Here is a 17,292-nt window from a genome sequence, read left to right as displayed (position 1 = left end):
AACCCGCCCATCTCTCAGTGGCCCGCTAACCGCACACGCTAAAAGTTGATATAAACGCTTCGATTACAGCACCTTGCGGAGGAGTTTCGATTTACAGCAATTTTTCCCTCCCTCCCCCGAACTCTCCCTCGTTGCTTTCCCTGCTTGAGCCCCAGCCGCACCGTGCTAGCCTGCGCGTCCCCATGGCCAAGTTCAACATCCTCATCGCTGGAAACAACGACCCCATCTCGAGCATCGGCATTGACCTCCTCAAAGCGGAGCCCTCCTTTGACGTGACGGTGAACATGAACCTCAAGGCGGAGGATGCCATGATTGAGGCTTCCCGCGAGGCACACGCCATCATCGTGCGCAGCGGTGCGAAGGTGACCGCCAAGGTGCTCGATGCCGCCAAGAACCTGAAGGTCGTGGGCCGCGCCGGCGTGGGTGTGGACAACATCGACATCCCGTATGCCTCGAAGCGTGGCGTGGTGGTGATGAACACCCCCGGCGGCAATACCGTATCGACCGCCGAGCATGCCTTCGGCCTCATGATGTCCCTCTCGCGCAAGGTGCCCCAGGCGCACGCCTCGGTCATCGGCGGCAAGTGGGAGCGCAAAAACTTCCAGGGCGCTGAGCTCAACAAGAAGACCCTCGCCGTACTCGGCATGGGCCGCATCGGCACCGAGTTCGCCAAGCGCGCCCAGGCGTTCGGCATGAGCGTGGTCGCCTACGACCCCTACCTCAGCGCCAATCGCGCCGAGATGCTGAAGGTCGAGCTGCGTGACAATCTCGATGACGCGGTGAAGGACGCCGACTTCATCACCATGCACATGCCGCTCACACCTGAGACGAAGCATATGCTCAATGAGACCCGTCTCCGTCTGTGCAAGAAGGGCGTGCGCGTCATCAACTGCGCCCGTGGTGGTCTCGTAGACGACAACGCCCTGGCCAAGCTGCTGGAAGAAGGCCACGTGGGGGGTGCTGCCCTCGACGTGTATGAAGTGGAGCCTCCGCCCGCCGACTACGCACTGCTGAAGGCCCCGAACGTGGTCTTCACCCCGCACCTCGGTGCTTCGACCGAAGAAGCGCAGGAAAGCGTGGGCATCGAAATCGCGGAGCAGGTGAAGGAAAACCTCCTGCATGGCACGGTGGTGAACGCGGTGAACATGCCGAACGTGGACCCGAAGACCCTCGCGGAAATCGGACCCTTCCTGCGCTTCGGTGAAATCCTCGGCCGCCTCATTTCCCAAATCGCCCCGCAGCGCGCCGAGTTCCTGCGCGTGAACTACAGCGGCAATCTGGGCAAGATGGACACCACGCTCGTCTCGCGCGGCGTGCTGAAGGGTTATCTTGAGCGCCCCATCGGCCCTGACCAGGTGAACCTCATCAACGCCATCGGTACCGCCGAAAACCTCGGCCTGCGCTTCACTGAAAGCCGCGTGCCGGAGCCCACGGAATTCAGCGACCTCATCGAGGTGGAAGTAGGCACGGGTGACAATACCGCCGTGATCAGCGGCTCCTTCTTCGGTGGTGACCCCCGCATCGTGAAGATCAACGGCCGCCGTGTGGAAGCCACGCCGGAGGGTACGCTCCTCCTCCTGGAGAATGACGACCGCCCCGGCATGATTGGCTCGTACGGCACCATCCTGGGCAGGCATCAGGTGAACATCGCGAACATGTCCCTGAGCCGCAACGTGGAAGGCGGCACCGCCCTGACCCTGCTCACCCTCGACTCCACACCTCCGCAGGAAGTCATCCAGGAACTGGAGAAGCTCCCCGGCGTGAAGCGAGTGTACTGCATGGAGCTGGAGTAGATCCGGAGGCCATTTTGAAAGCCATAGCGATGCGACCATCCCAAGATGCCGCACGCCACTTCAAGGAGTGGGGGCAGGACTGCCCCCACATTCCCAGCACGTCTCGTGACCTGCCCCGCGCAGTGACGCCGGGAAACACCTCACCGCGTACCACCTTGCGCGAAATATGAGGCCCTCTACCGAGACGACTTGGATTCACCACTCACTAACCCATGACTGGACTTCAGGCGAATGGGCACAACTTACCGTTTTATTGAGGAGCCAAATCAGCCTTCAGAGGTTGTGAAATGGTTTCGCTCGCTTCCGCAGCCGCCTGAGGAGCATGCCGCACCTCATGGCGTTGTCCTATATTTCCGCGAGATGGGTCCGTTGGTGCATGACGACAACGGGAGGCTTGAATTTAGAAAGTCCCCGGTCGCAAACCTGTTTTTACCTCAAATCAAGAGAGGCGTATTGTGGACGGTTGGTGAATTGCATTTTCTAGCCACGCCCTTGCGTCAATTGTTTCCCGAACTTCACAAGATTAGCAGGAAGTTTGCAGGTTGGTTGTCATCTCACGAGTGCATTTTTACCCACGGCAACGCAGGCAATCCCTACGACTACTACCTTGAGGGTTCTGTCCGGAGCTTCGATTGCCCGATTTACGCATTTGAGTCAGGGCTCGCCGCGATACGTCGTGAACGATACTTCGTCGCAGAGTCGGACAGGGATTCTTTATTAGACACCGTATGCAGAGCGTTGACGTTGAGAGGAGTCAAATGTGCCGAAATGTAACCTACCTCTGCAGCAAAGCCTTCCCAAGCGCTCCGCATTCAGTCCGTGCATGCACAATGTCGCACGCTAAACTTGGGCTTGCGACCAAGTAGTTTACATCATTCGTTTTCCCTTCATTTTTCTTCCTTCGCTTCCCCAAATCCTGCACGCTCGTAGTTCTTTTTGTCTACTTCAGCCATGTCCCATCCCTACCTCGACGAGTCCTTCCATGTCCGCTGGTCCACCCTCGCACCGGCGACGGTGGAGGCGGATATCACCCTCGCGCTGGAGCGTGCGGAGCAGAAGCTGGCTGACGTGGTGAATCAGGACCGTGGCCGCCTCTCTTTTGAAAGCGTGATCATGGGGTATGAAGACGCCCTTCGTGAGCTGAATGAGTCGTGGGGTCTCGTCACGCACCTAGACTCTGTGTGCAACGGCCCTGAACTCCGCGAGGCGCACAACAAGATGCTGCCCAAGGTGAGCGCCTTCTTCGCGAAGATCCCGCTCGATGAGCATCTGTGGGACCTCATACTCACCTACAGCAAGACGGACGAAGCAAAGGCCCTCACCGGCACGCAACGCCGCGCGGTGGATGAATTGCTCGCCTGGTTCCGCCAGCATGGCGCGGAGCTCCTGCCCGCCAAGAAGAAGCGCCTGGAGGAAATCGAGGCCGAGCTCTCCCAGGCCACGCAGAAGTACTCCGAGAACGTGCTCGATTCCACGAACGCGTGGGACATGGTCATCGACGACGTGGCACAGCTCAAGGGCCTGCCGCAGAGCGCCATCGATGCCGCCAAAGCCGATGCCGCCGCGAAGGGAGTCGGCACACCCGAGGCTCCGAAGTACCGTTTCACCCTGAAGGCCCCCTCGCTCATTCCTGTGATGGAGCACGCCGAGGACGACTCCCTGCGCAAGCGTGTGTGGGAGGGCAATGGCACCGTGGGCCGCGGCGATAAATACGACAACACCGCGCTTGTGTGGCAAATCCTGCGCCTGCGTCATGAGAAGGCCACGCTGCTGGGCAAGCCGCAATTCGCCGACTACATCCTGGAGCGCCGCATGGCGAAGAACGGCCGCACCGCACTCACCTTCACCGAGGACCTGCATCGCAAGGTGAAGTCCGCCTTCGACCGTGAAATCGTGGACCTGCAGGAGTATCGCGCGGACAAGACGCACACGGATGTGCGTCTGCTGGAGCCGTGGGAGGTCGCCTACTGGAGCGAGAAGCGCCGGCATGAGCGCTACGATTTCGACCACGAGGAACTGCGCCCCTACTTCCCCGTGGATGGCGTGCTCAGTGGCATGTTCCGCATCGCGGAAAAGCTCTTCGATGTGCGCATCGCCGAGCGTCAGACCACCTTCTCCGCCGTGGGCGATGGCAGTGAAGCGCCTGCTGTACCCGCCGAGTCCGGTGCCGTGGAAGTGTGGCATCCTGAGGTAAAATTCTTCGACATGCGCAATGCGGACGGCGTGCTCATCGGCGGCTTCTATGCCGACTGGCACCCGCGCGACTCGAAGCGCAGTGGCGCATGGATGAACTACCTGAAGGGTGGCTGGCCGCCCAATGGCGAGCGCGATCGCCGCGCGCACCTGGGCCTCATCTGCGGCAATATGACGCCCCCCGTGGATGGCAAGCCCGCCCTGCTCACGCATGACGAGGTGTGCACCATCTTCCATGAGTTCGGACATCTCATCCACCAACTTTTCGGCAATGTGCCCGTGCCCTCGCTCAATGGTGTGAATGTGGCATGGGACTTCGTGGAACTGCCCAGCCAGCTCATGGAGAACTTCTGCTGGGAGCGCGAGAGCCTCGACTTCTTTGCGAAGCATCACGAGACCGGCGCGCCCATCCCGGATGACCTCTTCAAGAAGCTCATCAATGCGCGCAACTACATGAGCGCCGTGGCCATGATGCGCCAGCTCAGCTTTGGCAAGCTGGACCTGGAGCTACACATCAACCACTCCGTGGATGAGAACGCGGACCTCGACCGCCTTGGCCGCACCCTGCTGAAGGACTACATCTTCCCCACGAACACCGAGCCACCGAGCATGGCGCGCCGTTTCGGCCACCTCTTCAGCAGCCCCGTGGGCTACGCCGCCAGCTACTACAGCTACAAGTGGGCCGAGGTGCTCGATGCCGATGCCTTCACCCGCTTCCAGCACGAAGGCGTACTCAATCCCAAAGTGGGACGCGCCCTCCGCGACAATATTCTCAGCAAGGGCAACAGCGAGGACCCCGCGAAGTTGTTCCGCGATTTCATGGGACGCGACCCGGACCCGAACGCACTGCTGGCCAGGGCGGGGCTGGCGTAGGACACGCGCTGAGCAGGAAGTCCGCGCTCCCACATGCCATTCTTCGCAAGCCGGGCAGCGCGCTTGCTCCGGATCATGCTTCCGTAGTCGCAGAGAATCAATGTTGCATCGAAAAATTCTTTGCACCATACATAGTGCATGAGGGACCTCCCACATGACTTGTTGCGGCGTGCACTGAATCAAGTGATTGCCTTTCATGGCCAGCGTGAAAAGCTGGAGCAGCAGTGGGGCCCGCTCGTCGTGGCAGAAAGGGCAGACAGATTGGAACACGGCATCGAGCTCCTGTGGAAGGCCATGGCATCGTTGCGCGCTGAGCATGATGCGTCATGGACGGCTGACGCAGAAAATGCCGGCTACGTCTGCGTTGGGACACATCGCCGCAAAATCCATGTGCCATTTCATCTGGTTCCAGCTCTCCCGGACCTTCCCATCTTGGAGGAAGCCATCCAGCTTTCGGAACAGATTTGCCTGGGTGCTGTTGGAAAGAACAAAGCAATGATCTGTCTCAGTGGAAGCACGCTGCTCCTGGGGGATGTGTGCCGCAATGGCGACATCGATTTCTGCGAATACATTCCTCCAGAAGTTGACGCAGAGACCTTGGCGAAATCATTCCAGAAGCAAATCAAGTCCGCCCCCAGCAAGCATTATGTGCTGGGCGTTCGCACCAACGCCCAAACCGGCGAGACGTTTGGAGAACTGAAATTCTGGAGATACAAACCCAAGGATGTGTCGTCGGAATACGAGCAGAAGTGTGCCGTGCGATTGTTTGCCGCTGCGCGAAATGCGAAGACGACCCACCTCATGGCAACCCAGTTCTCCGGAGTGACCGAGGTAACGAACTGGGTTATCATTCTTCAGGAGCGGGTGGAAAGAGACCCTGCCTCACGCCTCAGTTTTGCGCACCAGGAGGCAGGCTTGGGACTTTACAGCAAACGCCCGCTGCACACCCTGGAAGCCCTGGCGACGTACTTGAATTTCTTGCGTAATGAGATCGAGCGATATGCGGAGGTCAATCCAGTAAAAGCGGTGAAACGTGCAGTGCCATGGCTACGCCTCTATGGTGCAGGCGATTTGCTGGATGAACTTCTCTCCATCGTCCGCAACCACCGGGCAGCGGATTGCGCCGCGGCACTCTCCAAGTTCGAACTTCTGACAGAGTATTTGAAGATAGAGAACGTCCATCCTGCCCTCGGCCGACTGTTGGAGCGATTGCGTATCGAAGCCCAGGAGCTGGCAGACGAACTGATTGGTTATTCAGCTCAAGATCCACAGCTGGCCTTGCAGGAAAAACTGAGGAAATTCGGCCACGCTCTGGCGGCCACCAAGCCTGGCAAGAACTCTGCTTCGATCCTCGATAAGATACTTGCTCTTGCTCCCCCCTAGTTTCAATCGTACTATATTGAACATGCCTCGTCTTATGAAGACAGCGTTCCATCCTGGAAGCGCAGTAGCTGAGATTTTGCCACAGCTTCCTCTGGATCACGCTCAACGTGAATCAGTGAAGCAGGCGGTACTCGCCCTGCCCACTGCCGAGGCACAAGAGCATCTGGAAAGATTGTCGGAGGCTCTTGGCGTTCTCGCTGAAGCTGTTACAGACATGGACAAGATGCTTGCAAGCATGGAGGTGACCAGCGACCAATCTGTTCCTAGCGCTTACCACGCCTCCATGCAATCTGCCTGAGCAAGCCCCTGCCTGACGGAGGCGAAGCTGTCTACCAATGGTGTACTCCGATGAGAGCAACTCATCGCTGGCCGCACAAGATGAGGTTGTTTTTTCCGCAGAAGGACACATTTCCGCTGGATCTTGGCCACATTCGAACTAAGGTGTATAGTCACCTGAAGCTCGAGTTCGAAGAGGAAGCTTAAGAATATGAAGGCAAGCAGTGCACCGGAGCAATCGCAAGAGAGGGAACTCCTGGACTCCGCGCAGACACGGCAGCGGCTGGGACTGAGTGACCACCAACTCACGCGGATGCGGGCCACGCGGAAGATTGGCTACCTCAAGCGCGGCGGGCGGGTGCTGTTTGCAGCGGAGGAGGTGGAGCGGGTGCTGCGTGAATCCGAGGTGCCGGCACTGCGACCGGTGGTGCGGCTCAGGGACAGGGAATAGGAGACAAGGAACACGGGACAAGGCAGCCCGATGGCGGAGCTTGGCCGTATTGGTATATCCCGTTTCATCATATTATGATATAAGACGTGGATGAATGCCCCAGGGAGCGGCTGCTTTAGCTGCCGTTTGGGAACAGCGGGGCCACGGGATGTGTGTCCTAGCAATCATTGACACCAACAGGCACGCACACTTCGGCAGCTAAAGCAGCCGCTCCTTGTTGGGGCAGCCACGTCACACGGCTTTCACGAGACAGACTATGATGACACCACCGAATCCCAACGACACTCCACCCGCGGCCACGCCCAACCCCGAGCCTGCTTCCGGAGCCACCCTTCCAAGGCTCAACCTGCAGGACCAGCCCAGCTACTGGCGCACGAAGGCACGCTTTCAGCGGAAGGAATTGGAGCAGACACTGGCGGAGCTGGCGCGCCGTGAAGAGGCGGCTGGCATCAAACGCCGGGGGAATCAGGGCAGCGGCGGCAAGTCGGTGCAGCGCCTCAATGACGAGTGCAACGCTCAGGACTTCATCGATACCTGCGAGAAGGACGTGCGACACTGCGTGAGCACGAAAGATTGGTACGTGTGGGAGAGGCTGCGCTGGGAATGCGACGTGCATGAGTGCCTGATGATGCAGCGCGCGTGTGAGTTCTCCCGCGAGCTCTGTGAGCGCGCGCAGGAGATGCCCACCCTCAGCGAGGCGAAGATGATGGCCCACCGGGGGAATGTTCTGGGAAACTACCCCCGCCTCCGGGCCATGCTGAACATCGCGCGCTCCGACCCGCGGGTGACTATTCCGGACACTTCCGTGTGGGATGCAAATCCCCACCTCCTTGGCGTGAAGAATGGAGTGGTGGACCTGCGCACGTGCCAGTTCGTTCCCCCGCAACGCGAGATGATGGTGACCAAGACCATCGCCACCAGTTATGTCGAAGGTGCACCGTGTCCGAAGTGGGATGCGTTCCTGGAGCAGGTCCTGCCGGACCCGGAGGTGCGACACTTCCTGCAGGTGAGTGCGGGCTACTGGCTCACGGGCGACACCAGCGCCCAGTGCTTCTGGTTCCTGTATGGGTCTGGTGCGAATGGGAAGAGCACCTTCCTGGAAACGCTCTTCCGGCTCTGGGGAGAGTACAGCCAGCGGGCGAATGCCATGCTCACGCTCTCCCTGAACAGCCGTGAAGCCGGCATCGAGCTGTCTTCCGTGCCCGGCAAGCGCCTCGTGGTGGGCTCAGAAGTCTCCGATGGCATGCGGCTCAATGAGTCCCTGGTGAAAGACCTCACCGGCGGCGATACGATCACCGGTCGCGGCATGTACAAGGACACCATCACCTTCCGCCCGGTGGCGAAGATGGTCATGTTCGGCAATCACCGGCCCACCATCTCCGGTACGGATGGCGGCATGTGGCGGCGCGTGCGCCTTGTTCCCTTCACGCAGGTCATTCCGGAGGAGCAGCGCAATCCGCGTCTGCCGCATGAGCTGCTCGCGGAGTTCCCCGGCATCCTGAACTGGTGTCTGCGCGGCCTCGCCCACTACCACACGCATGGCCTGCCCACGCCTCCAGCGGTACATCACGCCACGGAGACCTATCGCGAAGACTCCGACCCATTGGGTGAATTTCTAGAGGAGTCCACCCAGCGCATGGAAGAGAGCTCCGAGCGGGTACTGCTGAACGAACTCTACCAAAAATACGGGACCTGGTGCGCGGAGAGTGGAAGGAAGCACCCCCTCAGTCGCCAGACGCTGCGCATGCGCCTGGAGGAGCGGGGCTACACGTCCCAGCGCACAAACCGTGGACAGGTCATCCAGAAGTTGCGCCTCAAGTCGGAACTCGATGCCGTCCTTTCTTCTGAGGAGGAGTGACGAAGTGTTGAGGTGGCGAACTCAAAATAAAGTTCCCTATATCAACGCTCACATAAAACACTTTCAAAACGGGATCACACTTCGACATTTCGACACAGGACCTTTCCTTGGCCAAGGCACTCTCATGCCTCAAGACGGATGCAGTAGTGGTACTACCACTCCGACCATGATGAGAAAGATGAACACCATGGCCACCAGCACAATGCCGGTGCCGTAGATACCACGCTGCCAGCCCTTGAGATTGTCCCACCGGCGGGCGAGCTGACCATAGGGGATGCCGGTGATGGCTTCCATCACACCAAGCAACGCATAAGCTCCTGGGATGGCAGCCATCATCAAGGCTATAGGATTGGGCTGGTACCCTTCTCTCGCGAGGAACCACAGCACTGCTGCCACTACCAAGGTGCCTGCACCTCCGAAGAGCAGCCGCACCAGGCCCGTGCGCCGTGCTCCGGTGTGGCTCTGAGAGGCCAGGTTAGCGTCGATTTGCTGAAACGGATTGGGGAGTTTGTCCGACATCCAGGGAGTCTTCGCATGCGTTCCACACAACATCACGTCAAAAAGGCGATGCTGTGTGGTGTGTCGGTGCTCGACAGGCCGGAGGCCCATCGCCCACTGTCAGGCCAGAGGCCTAACCTCCAGATGGATACGGTCGCACCAGGGGGAGCACGATGCCCACGAAGAAGGGGATGATGGTGAAGATGGTCACCAGCATGAGAACGATGCTCACGGCGATATACTGCGGGCGGGGCAGGCGATCCCAGCGGCGCTTCATCTCGGAATAAGGCACGCCGCTCGCGATTTCCGCGATGCCAATCAACGCATAGCAGCCGGGCATCGCGGCCAGCATCATGGACATGACATTGGGGCGCACACTCGGGCGCTCTCCCGCGAAGAACCAGATGAGGAGGCCGACGGCGCACATGCCCAGGAGGGAGAACACCAATCGCGCCAGGCCACGCAGTCGCACTCGGAGTGGGGGCTCCATCGGAGGATTGCTGCGGAACTCGGGAAGGTGGGGCTGCATGGGTTGGGATGTCTGCGGGAGGCTACTTTCGAGCATGTCGAAGATAACGATGACACTTGGCACATAACACTCGACAGGCCAGAGGCCTATCGTCCGCTGTCAGGCCGGGAGGCCTAACCTCCAGGTCAGAGCATGCTGCGCCACACGTCGAGCCATTCCAGGGCCTCGTGTTCGTCCGAGGTGACATGGGCATGGAGCCCCTCCTGAGCGGCGGTGACCATGCCGCTGCGTTCCGGGCAGATGTATTCTGGATTCAACACCAGGGCCACGCGCATCTCGCCGTTGGCAGCCCGGGCCCAACGCTTCACCGCCCAGCGTCGGAATTCGGCGTCCGGGGAATCGAAGCCGCTGATGCCGGTCAAGTTGAGCAGCACTTCCTTGCGCCCCCTTGCCCGGACGTCCTGCAACACATAGCAGAGCAAGTCCACCAGCAGGCAGGGACTGATGATCCCACGCGGTCGGTAAAATGCCCGTGTAGCGTTGAACGCGAGTTCACCATGCTCAAGAGCGGGGCATTGCATGCGGGAAATGACGCCTTGAATCTCTGCAACGTCAAGCAAACCCGAATGCGGCCATCCGACCCTCCAGAACCCCTCCAAAAAATGCACCACCCGGTAAACCGCCCTAGCTCTCCAAGCTCTGGTGAAACCACAGTTTGTTCCCAAAGGGGTCCATCACCTCCACGACCTTGGCGTTCCAAGGCATGGTTTGTACAGAGGGGTTCATGCGAGGATGACGGCGGGTGACGGTGATTTCCTGATGCAGGGCATCCGCGTCATCAATATGAATCACCGCCTTCGAGCCAGGGGTGCAATCACCATGGTGCTCGGTGAGGTGGAGCAGCGTTCCGGCGCGGCTGACTTGCAGGTAACGCGGATAGTCCGGCGTGTACTGATGCTCCCAGTCCACCGTAAACCCGAGCCAGTCCCGGTAGAATGCCATGGCCTGCTCGTAATCGAAGATACGGAAGACGGGGATGGCAGGCTGGAAGGTCATGGCGTGCGAGTTCGGAGGACGGAAAGCGGAATTAAGAAAGGAATGTGGTGGGAGGCAGTACGCGTCCGAAAGCCTCTGGTGATTTCACGAATGCAAAATGAAAATCGAGAAATGAAAAGTGCAAAGTGGTGGGCGGCCAGGTGCGGCTCCATGTTGAGTCCACCATGAACGAAGACATGAGCCCGTCACCCCGCCATGTGCCCATTTGGGTGAACTATCTCATGTACTTCGGCCTGCTGCTCGGGGCCTTGTGGCTCACCGTGCCGGATCTCCGGGCGATTGAGATCGTGTACCTGTTTCCTATCGGAATTCTATTTTTCGTGGGAACACAGTCCACGGCTATGATGTCCGTCGCTTATGGCATGCACTTCGTGTTCTTTGTCCTCTTCGCCCTCATCAGGCGGAGTCCGGGTGTCTATGTGCTCTGGACGGTATTCGCCCTGTATCTGCTGCTCAATGTGAAGGGCTGTAAGGAGATACTGGAGGGAGTAAGCCGCATCCACTGACATGCGGCGCGCTGGGGCCACCGTCACAAAACCCAGACGAGCACCACCGCCACGACAACGGCGCCCCAGCCGAGCCACTGCTTGAGGCGGCGTGCCTCGCGATCCATCTCGGACTCGCCCATGACACTGCCCTCTTCAGGGCCACCGCGCGTAGGCAGGAGGCCGAGGAAAAGGCCCAGGAGTTCCGAGAGAAAGCTCATCTGTCTACGCGAAGGATAGGATGACTCTTCACAATCGCAACGAAAAACGGACGTGGTTCCCTGGCGGATGCAAGGGCGGACGCATCCTTGCGATGGCAAAAACGACGCCTAAACGACGCCGTCGTCAGACCGGTCTCCACGCTTCAGCTCCCTATAAAAATCACGCCTCCCTGGCGAAGCGCTTGGCCTCCGCCTCGTCCTCCACGCCCACCCTGCCTTCACGCGTCTCGCCCTTCTGGTTCGCCTGCCAGTAGCAGCCACTTCCTGGCTCCAGGCACGTGAGCCACCCGCCGCCGTAGGCAAAGGTGTCAATGCAGATGCCGTGGCCGAAGTCACGTGGCTGCCCGTTGCGCTGCGGGGTATGGCCGCAGATGACCATCTTGCCGGAGACGTGGCGTGAGGAATTCCAGAAGCGCTCCCAGTAGAGCATGTGGTCGGGCTGCTGGTTCATGGGCCGGTCCGGGTCCACCGTGGCGTGTACAAAGATGTGAGTGGCCGATTCGTAATACGGCAGCGTCTTTTCCAGGAAGTCCCAATGTGCGGAGGGGATCTCGGGGTACTTCCGCTCCAGGTAGGAGGCCATGGTCGCATCCCCGCCGGCATCACACCAGTCGCGGATGACGTCCTTGTCCTCATGCGCCATGAGCATCATGATCTCGTGATTGCCCTGCAGGGTGATGAGGTTCGTCTCGCCGTGCCATTTCACCAGACGCTCGATGACCCCGCAGGAATCCGGACCTCGATCCACATAGTCACCCAACGTCACCAGGGTATCCCCCGGCTGGAAGGGTACGATGGAGAGGAGCGTCTCAAACGCCATGAGGCAGCCGTGGATGTCACCGATGGCAAAAGTGCGCATGGAAAATGGTCCCTAGCCGCCACGGGAAGGCAGCGGTCACTGGGGTTCGTTTCTGGTTCTGGTAGGGGATTGGAACTGGTGGGTGAAACCGGAGAGCTGAAGCACCGATTCCACATCCGCCGAATCGTACATGAGGCACTCCGAAGCCGTCATCAAAAGATTTCCGGTGAAAAGATGGCAAAACAGGATTCGTGCCATGGTGGTGGATTTTCAGGTTGCGCAGTCTTCATCGCGCGATTCGCTATGATCACCACCTTCCACGCTTACCCTTATTTTTTTCTGCACGCCATGAACGCGGACGACACCCCCGAACTCGACAGCATCGACGAGCCCGCCGAAGGGGCAACGACACCCTCCGCCTCCTCCACACTCCAACCGCTCACCTACCAGGAAGTGCGTGTGCTCGGCTGTCTAGTGGAGAAGGAGATGACCACGCCCGAGTACTACCCACTCACGCTGAATGCGCTCGTCGCTGCGTGCAATCAGACCACCAACCGCGAGCCCGTGCTGAAGCTGGATGAGGACACCGTGCGCGAGGCGCTGGAGGGCCTGAAGTCCCGCGGCTACGCCCTGCAGGTGACGCTGGCCGGTGCCCGGGTGCAGAAGTACAAGCACAACCTCGGTCACAAGCTGCCCCGCCTGGAGAAGCCCACGCTCGCCCTGCTCTGCGTGCTCCTGCTGCGTGGCCCGCAGACCGCCGGTGAGCTGCGCCAGCGCGCCGAGCGCATGCATGCCTTCGCAGACATCCCCGCGACTGAGTCCGCCATTCGCGAGCTCATGACCTATCCCGAGACGCCGCTGGTGGAGAGCATCCCTGCAGGTGGTGGGCGCAAGACCATCACGTATGTGCATCTGCTCGGCGGTCCGGTGGAAACTTCCGGCGTGGCCACCAGCAGCGCCGGTGAAGCCGCCGTGCAGGCGAATACCGACATCGCCTGGCGCGAACGTCTGGAAAATGAAATCGCCAACCTGCGTGACGAGGTCGCCGAACTGAAGCGACGCCTCGGCTCCCTGGAACTTCGCGAGGCCGGAGGCTCCTTCAGCGATATTGGCGGAAGCGGCAGCACTCCCCGTAGCGCCACGCTCGGCGGCGAGGAAGTCACGGGCGGCGGGTTCATTCCGTGAGGTGAGTGCCGGGGAATGAAGTGAAGTAACAAACGAATCACGCACGCACCACTCGCACGGAGCGCAAAGGAAGCTTCGCTCGCAGGGAGCGGCACTAGCCTTAGTGCCGGTGGTGGGCCATGTGGGTGCGGAGCCTCTTCTTCCTTCGTTCACGCGGGCAGCAACGGCACACGAACGCATCCTGATGCATCGCTTCGGTGATGCCACACGACGGCACTAGGCTAGTGCCGCTCCTTGGACTGTCGGCACTTCATGTCACAAGTGCTTTGCCATGCGTCTCGGTCCTATTCCGCCTCCAGCTCCGGCTTGAAGACAAACTTGCCTACCTCAATCACCTCCTTGTTGTCCTTCAAACGACGGGTGACGGACTGGTACTTGGTACCGGCCCTGTCGAAGGAGGTTTGGAATTCCACCTGCACCGTGGTCGCACCGGCGAGCTTCTGCTGGCGATTGCCGTAGTAGTTCACCTTCACCGTGTACGTGCCTGGCAGCGCACGGCGGATGGTGAAGACTTCAGGACCGTAACCACCCGTGAAGTCGTTGCTCATCGCGCCTCCCGTGCGGGTCTGGTTGTGATTGTAAATGCACACCTCGCCCGTGGGGTCGATGACCCAGAGGTCGATGTCCGTGCTGTCCGCATCCCACGTGAGGGCCACGCGCAGGTCCACCGGCACATCATCAAGGAAGCGCTTCTGGATGCCGATGGCTTCCACATCAGGCCTCAGGTCCTTCGGTCCCTCCTTGGGTGCGCGCTGCAGCAAATCATTGAGCTCGTGCAGCACGATCACGTCGATGCCCTGGAAGCGGCCATCCCATTTCCGCTTCACCACCTCCCACAGCAGGGTGGCGGCGCGGGCGAGGTCGGGATTTTCCCGGCGCGAGAGGCACAGGGCGAGGTCGCGGCGGCTTTGCGGTTCCTCTCCACGCGTCTTCAGCACCTCTTCAAACAACGGCACGGCCAGGTCATAGCGTCCGAGCTGTTGCAGACGGTACGCCAGGATGCGGAGCAGTGGTGCATTCTCCAGTTCCATCTCGGCCAGGTTGGAGAGCACGCGAAGCGCGAGCCGGTCATCCTTCTTCTCCTCGCGGAAATAGTCCGCGCAATCCAGGTAGAACGCGGAGCTGCCCGCATTGTCCTTGCGCTCCTTCAGGTAGGCCGCGTAGGCGTCTTCCGCCTTCCGTATCTTTTTCAAATAGGGTGTATCAGGATCCCACGCCTTCACCTCGATGCTGCCAGACATGGTGGAGGAGCGCCCTTCGGCATCGGCCACTCTCACTCCTCCGCCCGAAAACGATGAACCAGCGCTGTCCAGCATGTAGCCGGCGCCGGACCGACGAGGCGTTCCCTCTGCCGGTGAAGCTGGAGCCGGAGCCAGCACAGGCATCGGCTGTGCAGCCGCAGCAGCAGGCGCCATGGGCACTCCGCCCGCGCCGAGGCCGCCACCACTCCCTGTGCCGGAGCCGGGCCGACCGTTGTCCGCCTGCGGCGGCTCGGACTGCGGCATGAGTTCCAGCCGGCGCTGGCGCAGGACATCCACGGCGAGCAGCACGTTGGACGCCTCCTCAATCCACGCCGCACGCGTGTCTTCATTCCGGCCTTCCTTCTGCCAGCGGCTCGCGAGATCACTGGCCTTGTCCGCCAGGGCACGTGCTGCAGCAGCGTCTTCAGGACTCAAGGTGCCGCGCTGGCTGTTGTTCTTCGAAGTGTTGGCTCCTGCGAGTGCCGTGTACAGCGCGGCCTCACGCTCGGCTGTGGGTTTGAGCACGCTTTCCAGCCACGGGTGACGCTTGCCGTGCCATTCCTTGAAGTCACTCCACCGCTTCGCCACTTCATCGAGGTGCTGGCTCTCATCGCGTGTCGCGCCACCTTTCGGCTGGCTCTTCAACATCGCGGCATACTTCTCCTGCAAGTCTGCCTCCGGTGGCTGGATGCGATGGCGCACATAGTCCTCCATGCGCTCCAGCACCAGCAGCGAGGTCCCGGCGGTCACAATGCGATGCTCCTTCCCCAGGGCGGTGATGGCGGATTCATTCGCCTGGGGATCCAGCGCCAGTTCCGCAATCTTCCGCTGCGCCCACGCGCGGCGCACAAAGTCCCCACGCTCCGCTTCGAGTGCGTCATCCGGGTTCAAGGTGACACGGCGCGTGGCCATCACCTTGCCCGCATAGCCGAAGGCCAGCTCAATCTCGCCTTTCCCCTCACACCTACCCGCAATGGAGAAGCCCCGCGTCACCGTCTCTGGAAGGCCGGGCGCGAGGTCGGTCACCTTGCCCGAGATCACCTTGGCAGACAGGAACTGAAACGGCGACTGCCGCATCGCCGCCAGTGCGTCCTCCGTGCTGGTGGTGAGCAGATTCACCACATGGCCGCCGGTGCGGCGTGCGATGCTTTCCAGTCTGGCGCTGTCCGCCATAGGAGCCGCGTGGATCACCACCAGCGGCAGTCCGGCACCGTCCTTCAAAGGCACCTTCGGTTCGGCGTCGCCAAAGTTCGAGAATCCATCCGACATGAGCACCGTGAGTGGCGCGCCTCCGGACTGCACCGCGCCCAGGGAAGTGCCACCATCCACCGGCAGGTTCTCGAGGAGGCCGATGAGTGTGCTTGCGTCCCCGTCCTTCACCTCCACCGTGACAGGTTTATCCGCATCATTGCGGAACGCGATGACCTCCACGGTCACGTGGCCAAGTGCTTTCATCCACTCCTTCAGGAAGGCGAATTCGCGCTTGCGGTCACGCTTCTCCGCGCTGCCGGAGGCATCATAATACAAGACGATGCGGTCCGGCTGCTGCATCGCCGGAGCGGGTGGCACTTCAGGTTCCACCCGGGCGTGGAAGAACATCTGCGCAGGCTCCAGCTTGTCTGACACCAGGAATACTTGAGGGCGCTCCGCCATTTTCGGCACGATGAAGGCGAGAGGTTTCTCGTGCGCCACGTTCTCCGTGGTGAGCTCCGCCACAAAACTGTCGCGCCATTTCTCAAACGTGAGCCCCTCCGTCTGCTCTGCCTCCGGCATGGGAGCAGTTTCTTGTTTCACCACCTCCACGCGTGCGTGGAACTTCCCCACCTTTTCTGAAAAGGCGAGCGGCAGCAGGTAGCGAAATCCCTTTTCACCATCTGCGAGCTCCTGCTCAAAGGTCACCGAGAGCCGCTTGGTGCCATTCGCGGGAATGGGATACACCCGCGTGCGAAAGACATTGCCCTTCGTGAGCTCCGCCAGTCCGGGGTCCACGCCGCGCCGCACTATCTCTTCGAAAATCTCACGGCCCTTCTCCTTCTCCACCACCACCGCCTGGCGCAGCTTGCCTTCCACTTCCAGCGCATAGCCGGAAATGGTCTGCCCTTCACCGAGTGGGAAAATCAATTCCCCTTCGAGCACGCGCCCGTTGGGATTGAAGAAGGTCATCTCCATGGTCGTGGTCGCGAGGTGTCCGCGCACCTTGATGTCCACATCCACGGACTGCACCTTCATCGGCTTGAACTTGCCCAACTCCGGATTAATCCAGAGGACGGGCGGACGTCTATCTTCCCTCAATGGCGGCGATGACTGTGGCGGACGAATGGTGAGTCCACGGTTTGACTGACCGCACACGGAGTCAGCAGCGGAGAGCAGGAGCAGTGCGGCGAGCGCGGCACGGAAAAGCGTTTTCGTTTTCATGGCATGGCGAAGGAAAGACGTGGCGCGGGCAATGGAGACGGATGAATGGTGAACACCACCCAGCGGGCATGACGTGCAGCGTTGGTGAACCTTGGA

At 60.5% G+C, this 17,292-nt stretch carries 15 protein-coding genes and 1 pseudogene; 9 read left to right on the top strand and 7 right to left on the bottom strand.

All coding sequences use genetic code 11. From position 1 onward, the window contains the following. Positions 1-182 precede the first annotated feature (182 nt). From serA to G5S37_RS01215, 7 genes are all read left to right on the top strand, one after another. On the top strand, positions 183-1,793 hold the full coding sequence (gene serA / locus G5S37_RS01240) for a phosphoglycerate dehydrogenase (protein WP_165199945.1): 1,611 nt from the start codon (positions 183-185) through the stop codon (positions 1,791-1,793). Positions 1,794-2,024: 231 nt separating this feature from the next. Continuing rightward, entirely contained in the window at positions 2,025-2,567 is a 543-nt protein-coding gene (locus G5S37_RS32170) for a hypothetical protein (protein WP_206026266.1), read from the top strand. A 177-nt stretch (positions 2,568-2,744) separates the two neighbouring features. Continuing rightward, complete coding sequence (locus tag G5S37_RS01235) at positions 2,745-4,859, top strand: M3 family metallopeptidase (RefSeq protein WP_165199943.1); 2,115 nt, start codon at positions 2,745-2,747, stop codon at positions 4,857-4,859. A 261-nt stretch (positions 4,860-5,120) separates the two neighbouring features. After that, complete coding sequence (locus G5S37_RS01230; RefSeq protein ID WP_206026265.1) at positions 5,121-6,242, top strand: hypothetical protein; 1,122 nt, start codon at positions 5,121-5,123, stop codon at positions 6,240-6,242. Between the two features lie 34 nt (positions 6,243-6,276). Beyond that, on the top strand, positions 6,277-6,540 hold the full coding sequence (locus G5S37_RS01225) for a hypothetical protein (protein WP_165199939.1): 264 nt from the start codon (positions 6,277-6,279) through the stop codon (positions 6,538-6,540). A 189-nt stretch (positions 6,541-6,729) separates the two neighbouring features. Next, a complete protein-coding gene (locus tag G5S37_RS01220; protein ID WP_165199937.1) occupies positions 6,730-6,969 on the top strand; it encodes a helix-turn-helix domain-containing protein in 240 nt (79 codons plus the stop codon). Between the two features lie 256 nt (positions 6,970-7,225). Further along, positions 7,226-8,827, top strand: a complete 1,602-nt coding sequence (locus G5S37_RS01215) for a phage/plasmid primase, P4 family (RefSeq protein WP_165199935.1) — start codon at positions 7,226-7,228, stop codon at positions 8,825-8,827. A gap of 129 nt (positions 8,828-8,956) precedes the next feature. Here the strand turns inward: G5S37_RS01215 and G5S37_RS01210 are convergent, their stop codons facing one another. The 4 genes from G5S37_RS01210 to G5S37_RS01195 form a co-directional block, all read right to left on the bottom strand. Then, on the bottom strand, positions 8,957-9,346 hold the full coding sequence (locus G5S37_RS01210) for a hypothetical protein (protein WP_165199933.1): 390 nt from the start codon (positions 9,344-9,346) through the stop codon (positions 8,957-8,959). Between the two features lie 112 nt (positions 9,347-9,458). Next, complete coding sequence (locus G5S37_RS01205; protein WP_165199931.1) at positions 9,459-9,854, bottom strand: hypothetical protein; 396 nt, start codon at positions 9,852-9,854, stop codon at positions 9,459-9,461. A 125-nt stretch (positions 9,855-9,979) separates the two neighbouring features. Continuing rightward, on the bottom strand, positions 9,980-10,375 hold the full coding sequence (locus G5S37_RS01200; protein ID WP_165199929.1) for a hypothetical protein: 396 nt from the start codon (positions 10,373-10,375) through the stop codon (positions 9,980-9,982). A 103-nt stretch (positions 10,376-10,478) separates the two neighbouring features. Then, the gene (locus G5S37_RS01195) at positions 10,479-10,850 is read right to left on the bottom strand and encodes a glyoxalase superfamily protein (protein WP_165199927.1); all 372 of its coding nucleotides are present in this window, start codon (positions 10,848-10,850) and stop codon (positions 10,479-10,481) included. 176 nt (positions 10,851-11,026) lie between these two features. Between G5S37_RS01195 and G5S37_RS01190 the strand changes: the two genes are divergently transcribed. After that, positions 11,027-11,356 carry a hypothetical protein gene (locus G5S37_RS01190; RefSeq protein WP_165199925.1) on the top strand — a complete coding sequence of 110 codons (330 nt, stop codon included), beginning with the start codon at positions 11,027-11,029 and terminating at the stop codon, positions 11,354-11,356. Positions 11,357-11,379: 23 nt separating this feature from the next. Here G5S37_RS01190 and G5S37_RS01185 read toward each other — a convergent pair whose 3' ends face one another. Further along, on the bottom strand, positions 11,380-11,556 hold the full coding sequence (locus tag G5S37_RS01185; protein ID WP_165199923.1) for a hypothetical protein: 177 nt from the start codon (positions 11,554-11,556) through the stop codon (positions 11,380-11,382). A gap of 160 nt (positions 11,557-11,716) precedes the next feature. Next, positions 11,717-12,415 carry a metallophosphoesterase family protein gene (locus G5S37_RS01180; protein ID WP_165199921.1) on the bottom strand — a complete coding sequence of 233 codons (699 nt, stop codon included), beginning with the start codon at positions 12,413-12,415 and terminating at the stop codon, positions 11,717-11,719. Between the two features lie 288 nt (positions 12,416-12,703). Here G5S37_RS01180 and G5S37_RS01175 point away from each other — a divergent pair. Beyond that, positions 12,704-13,420: pseudogene (locus G5S37_RS01175) on the top strand (DUF480 domain-containing protein); the annotation flags it as partial. A gap of 404 nt (positions 13,421-13,824) precedes the next feature. Here the strand turns inward: G5S37_RS01175 and G5S37_RS01170 are convergent. After that, on the bottom strand, positions 13,825-17,196 hold the full coding sequence (locus tag G5S37_RS01170) for a VIT domain-containing protein (RefSeq protein WP_165199917.1): 3,372 nt from the start codon (positions 17,194-17,196) through the stop codon (positions 13,825-13,827). Positions 17,197-17,292: the final 96 nt, after the last annotated feature.

The organism is Roseimicrobium sp. ORNL1, assembly GCF_011044495.1.
GTDB lineage: Bacteria > Verrucomicrobiota > Verrucomicrobiia > Verrucomicrobiales > Verrucomicrobiaceae > Roseimicrobium.
Note: the sequence above shows the minus strand (reverse complement) of the source record. Positions and strands in the feature narration are given on the sequence as shown.

What these genes read in the sequence shown, in the direction of transcription:
- serA (WP_165199945.1), top strand. Translation starts at nt 183, where the DNA reads ATGGCCAAGTTCAACATCCTCATCGCTGGAAACAACGACCCCATCTCG.
- G5S37_RS32170 (WP_206026266.1), top strand. Translation starts at nt 2,025, where the DNA reads ATGGGCACAACTTACCGTTTTATTGAGGAGCCAAATCAGCCTTCAGAG.
- G5S37_RS01235 (WP_165199943.1), top strand. Translation starts at nt 2,745, where the DNA reads ATGTCCCATCCCTACCTCGACGAGTCCTTCCATGTCCGCTGGTCCACC.
- G5S37_RS01225 (WP_165199939.1), top strand. Translation starts at nt 6,277, where the DNA reads ATGAAGACAGCGTTCCATCCTGGAAGCGCAGTAGCTGAGATTTTGCCA.
- G5S37_RS01220 (WP_165199937.1), top strand. Translation starts at nt 6,730, where the DNA reads ATGAAGGCAAGCAGTGCACCGGAGCAATCGCAAGAGAGGGAACTCCTG.
- G5S37_RS01215 (WP_165199935.1), top strand. Translation starts at nt 7,226, where the DNA reads ATGATGACACCACCGAATCCCAACGACACTCCACCCGCGGCCACGCCC.
- G5S37_RS01210 (WP_165199933.1), bottom strand. Translation starts at nt 9,346, where the DNA reads ATGTCGGACAAACTCCCCAATCCGTTTCAGCAAATCGACGCTAACCTG.
- G5S37_RS01205 (WP_165199931.1), bottom strand. Translation starts at nt 9,854, where the DNA reads ATGCAGCCCCACCTTCCCGAGTTCCGCAGCAATCCTCCGATGGAGCCC.
- G5S37_RS01200 (WP_165199929.1), bottom strand. Translation starts at nt 10,375, where the DNA reads ATGCAATGCCCCGCTCTTGAGCATGGTGAACTCGCGTTCAACGCTACA.
- G5S37_RS01195 (WP_165199927.1), bottom strand. Translation starts at nt 10,850, where the DNA reads ATGACCTTCCAGCCTGCCATCCCCGTCTTCCGTATCTTCGATTACGAG.
- G5S37_RS01190 (WP_165199925.1), top strand. Translation starts at nt 11,027, where the DNA reads ATGAGCCCGTCACCCCGCCATGTGCCCATTTGGGTGAACTATCTCATG.
- G5S37_RS01185 (WP_165199923.1), bottom strand. Translation starts at nt 11,556, where the DNA reads ATGAGCTTTCTCTCGGAACTCCTGGGCCTTTTCCTCGGCCTCCTGCCT.
- G5S37_RS01180 (WP_165199921.1), bottom strand. Translation starts at nt 12,415, where the DNA reads ATGCGCACTTTTGCCATCGGTGACATCCACGGCTGCCTCATGGCGTTT.
- G5S37_RS01170 (WP_165199917.1), bottom strand. Translation starts at nt 17,196, where the DNA reads ATGAAAACGAAAACGCTTTTCCGTGCCGCGCTCGCCGCACTGCTCCTG.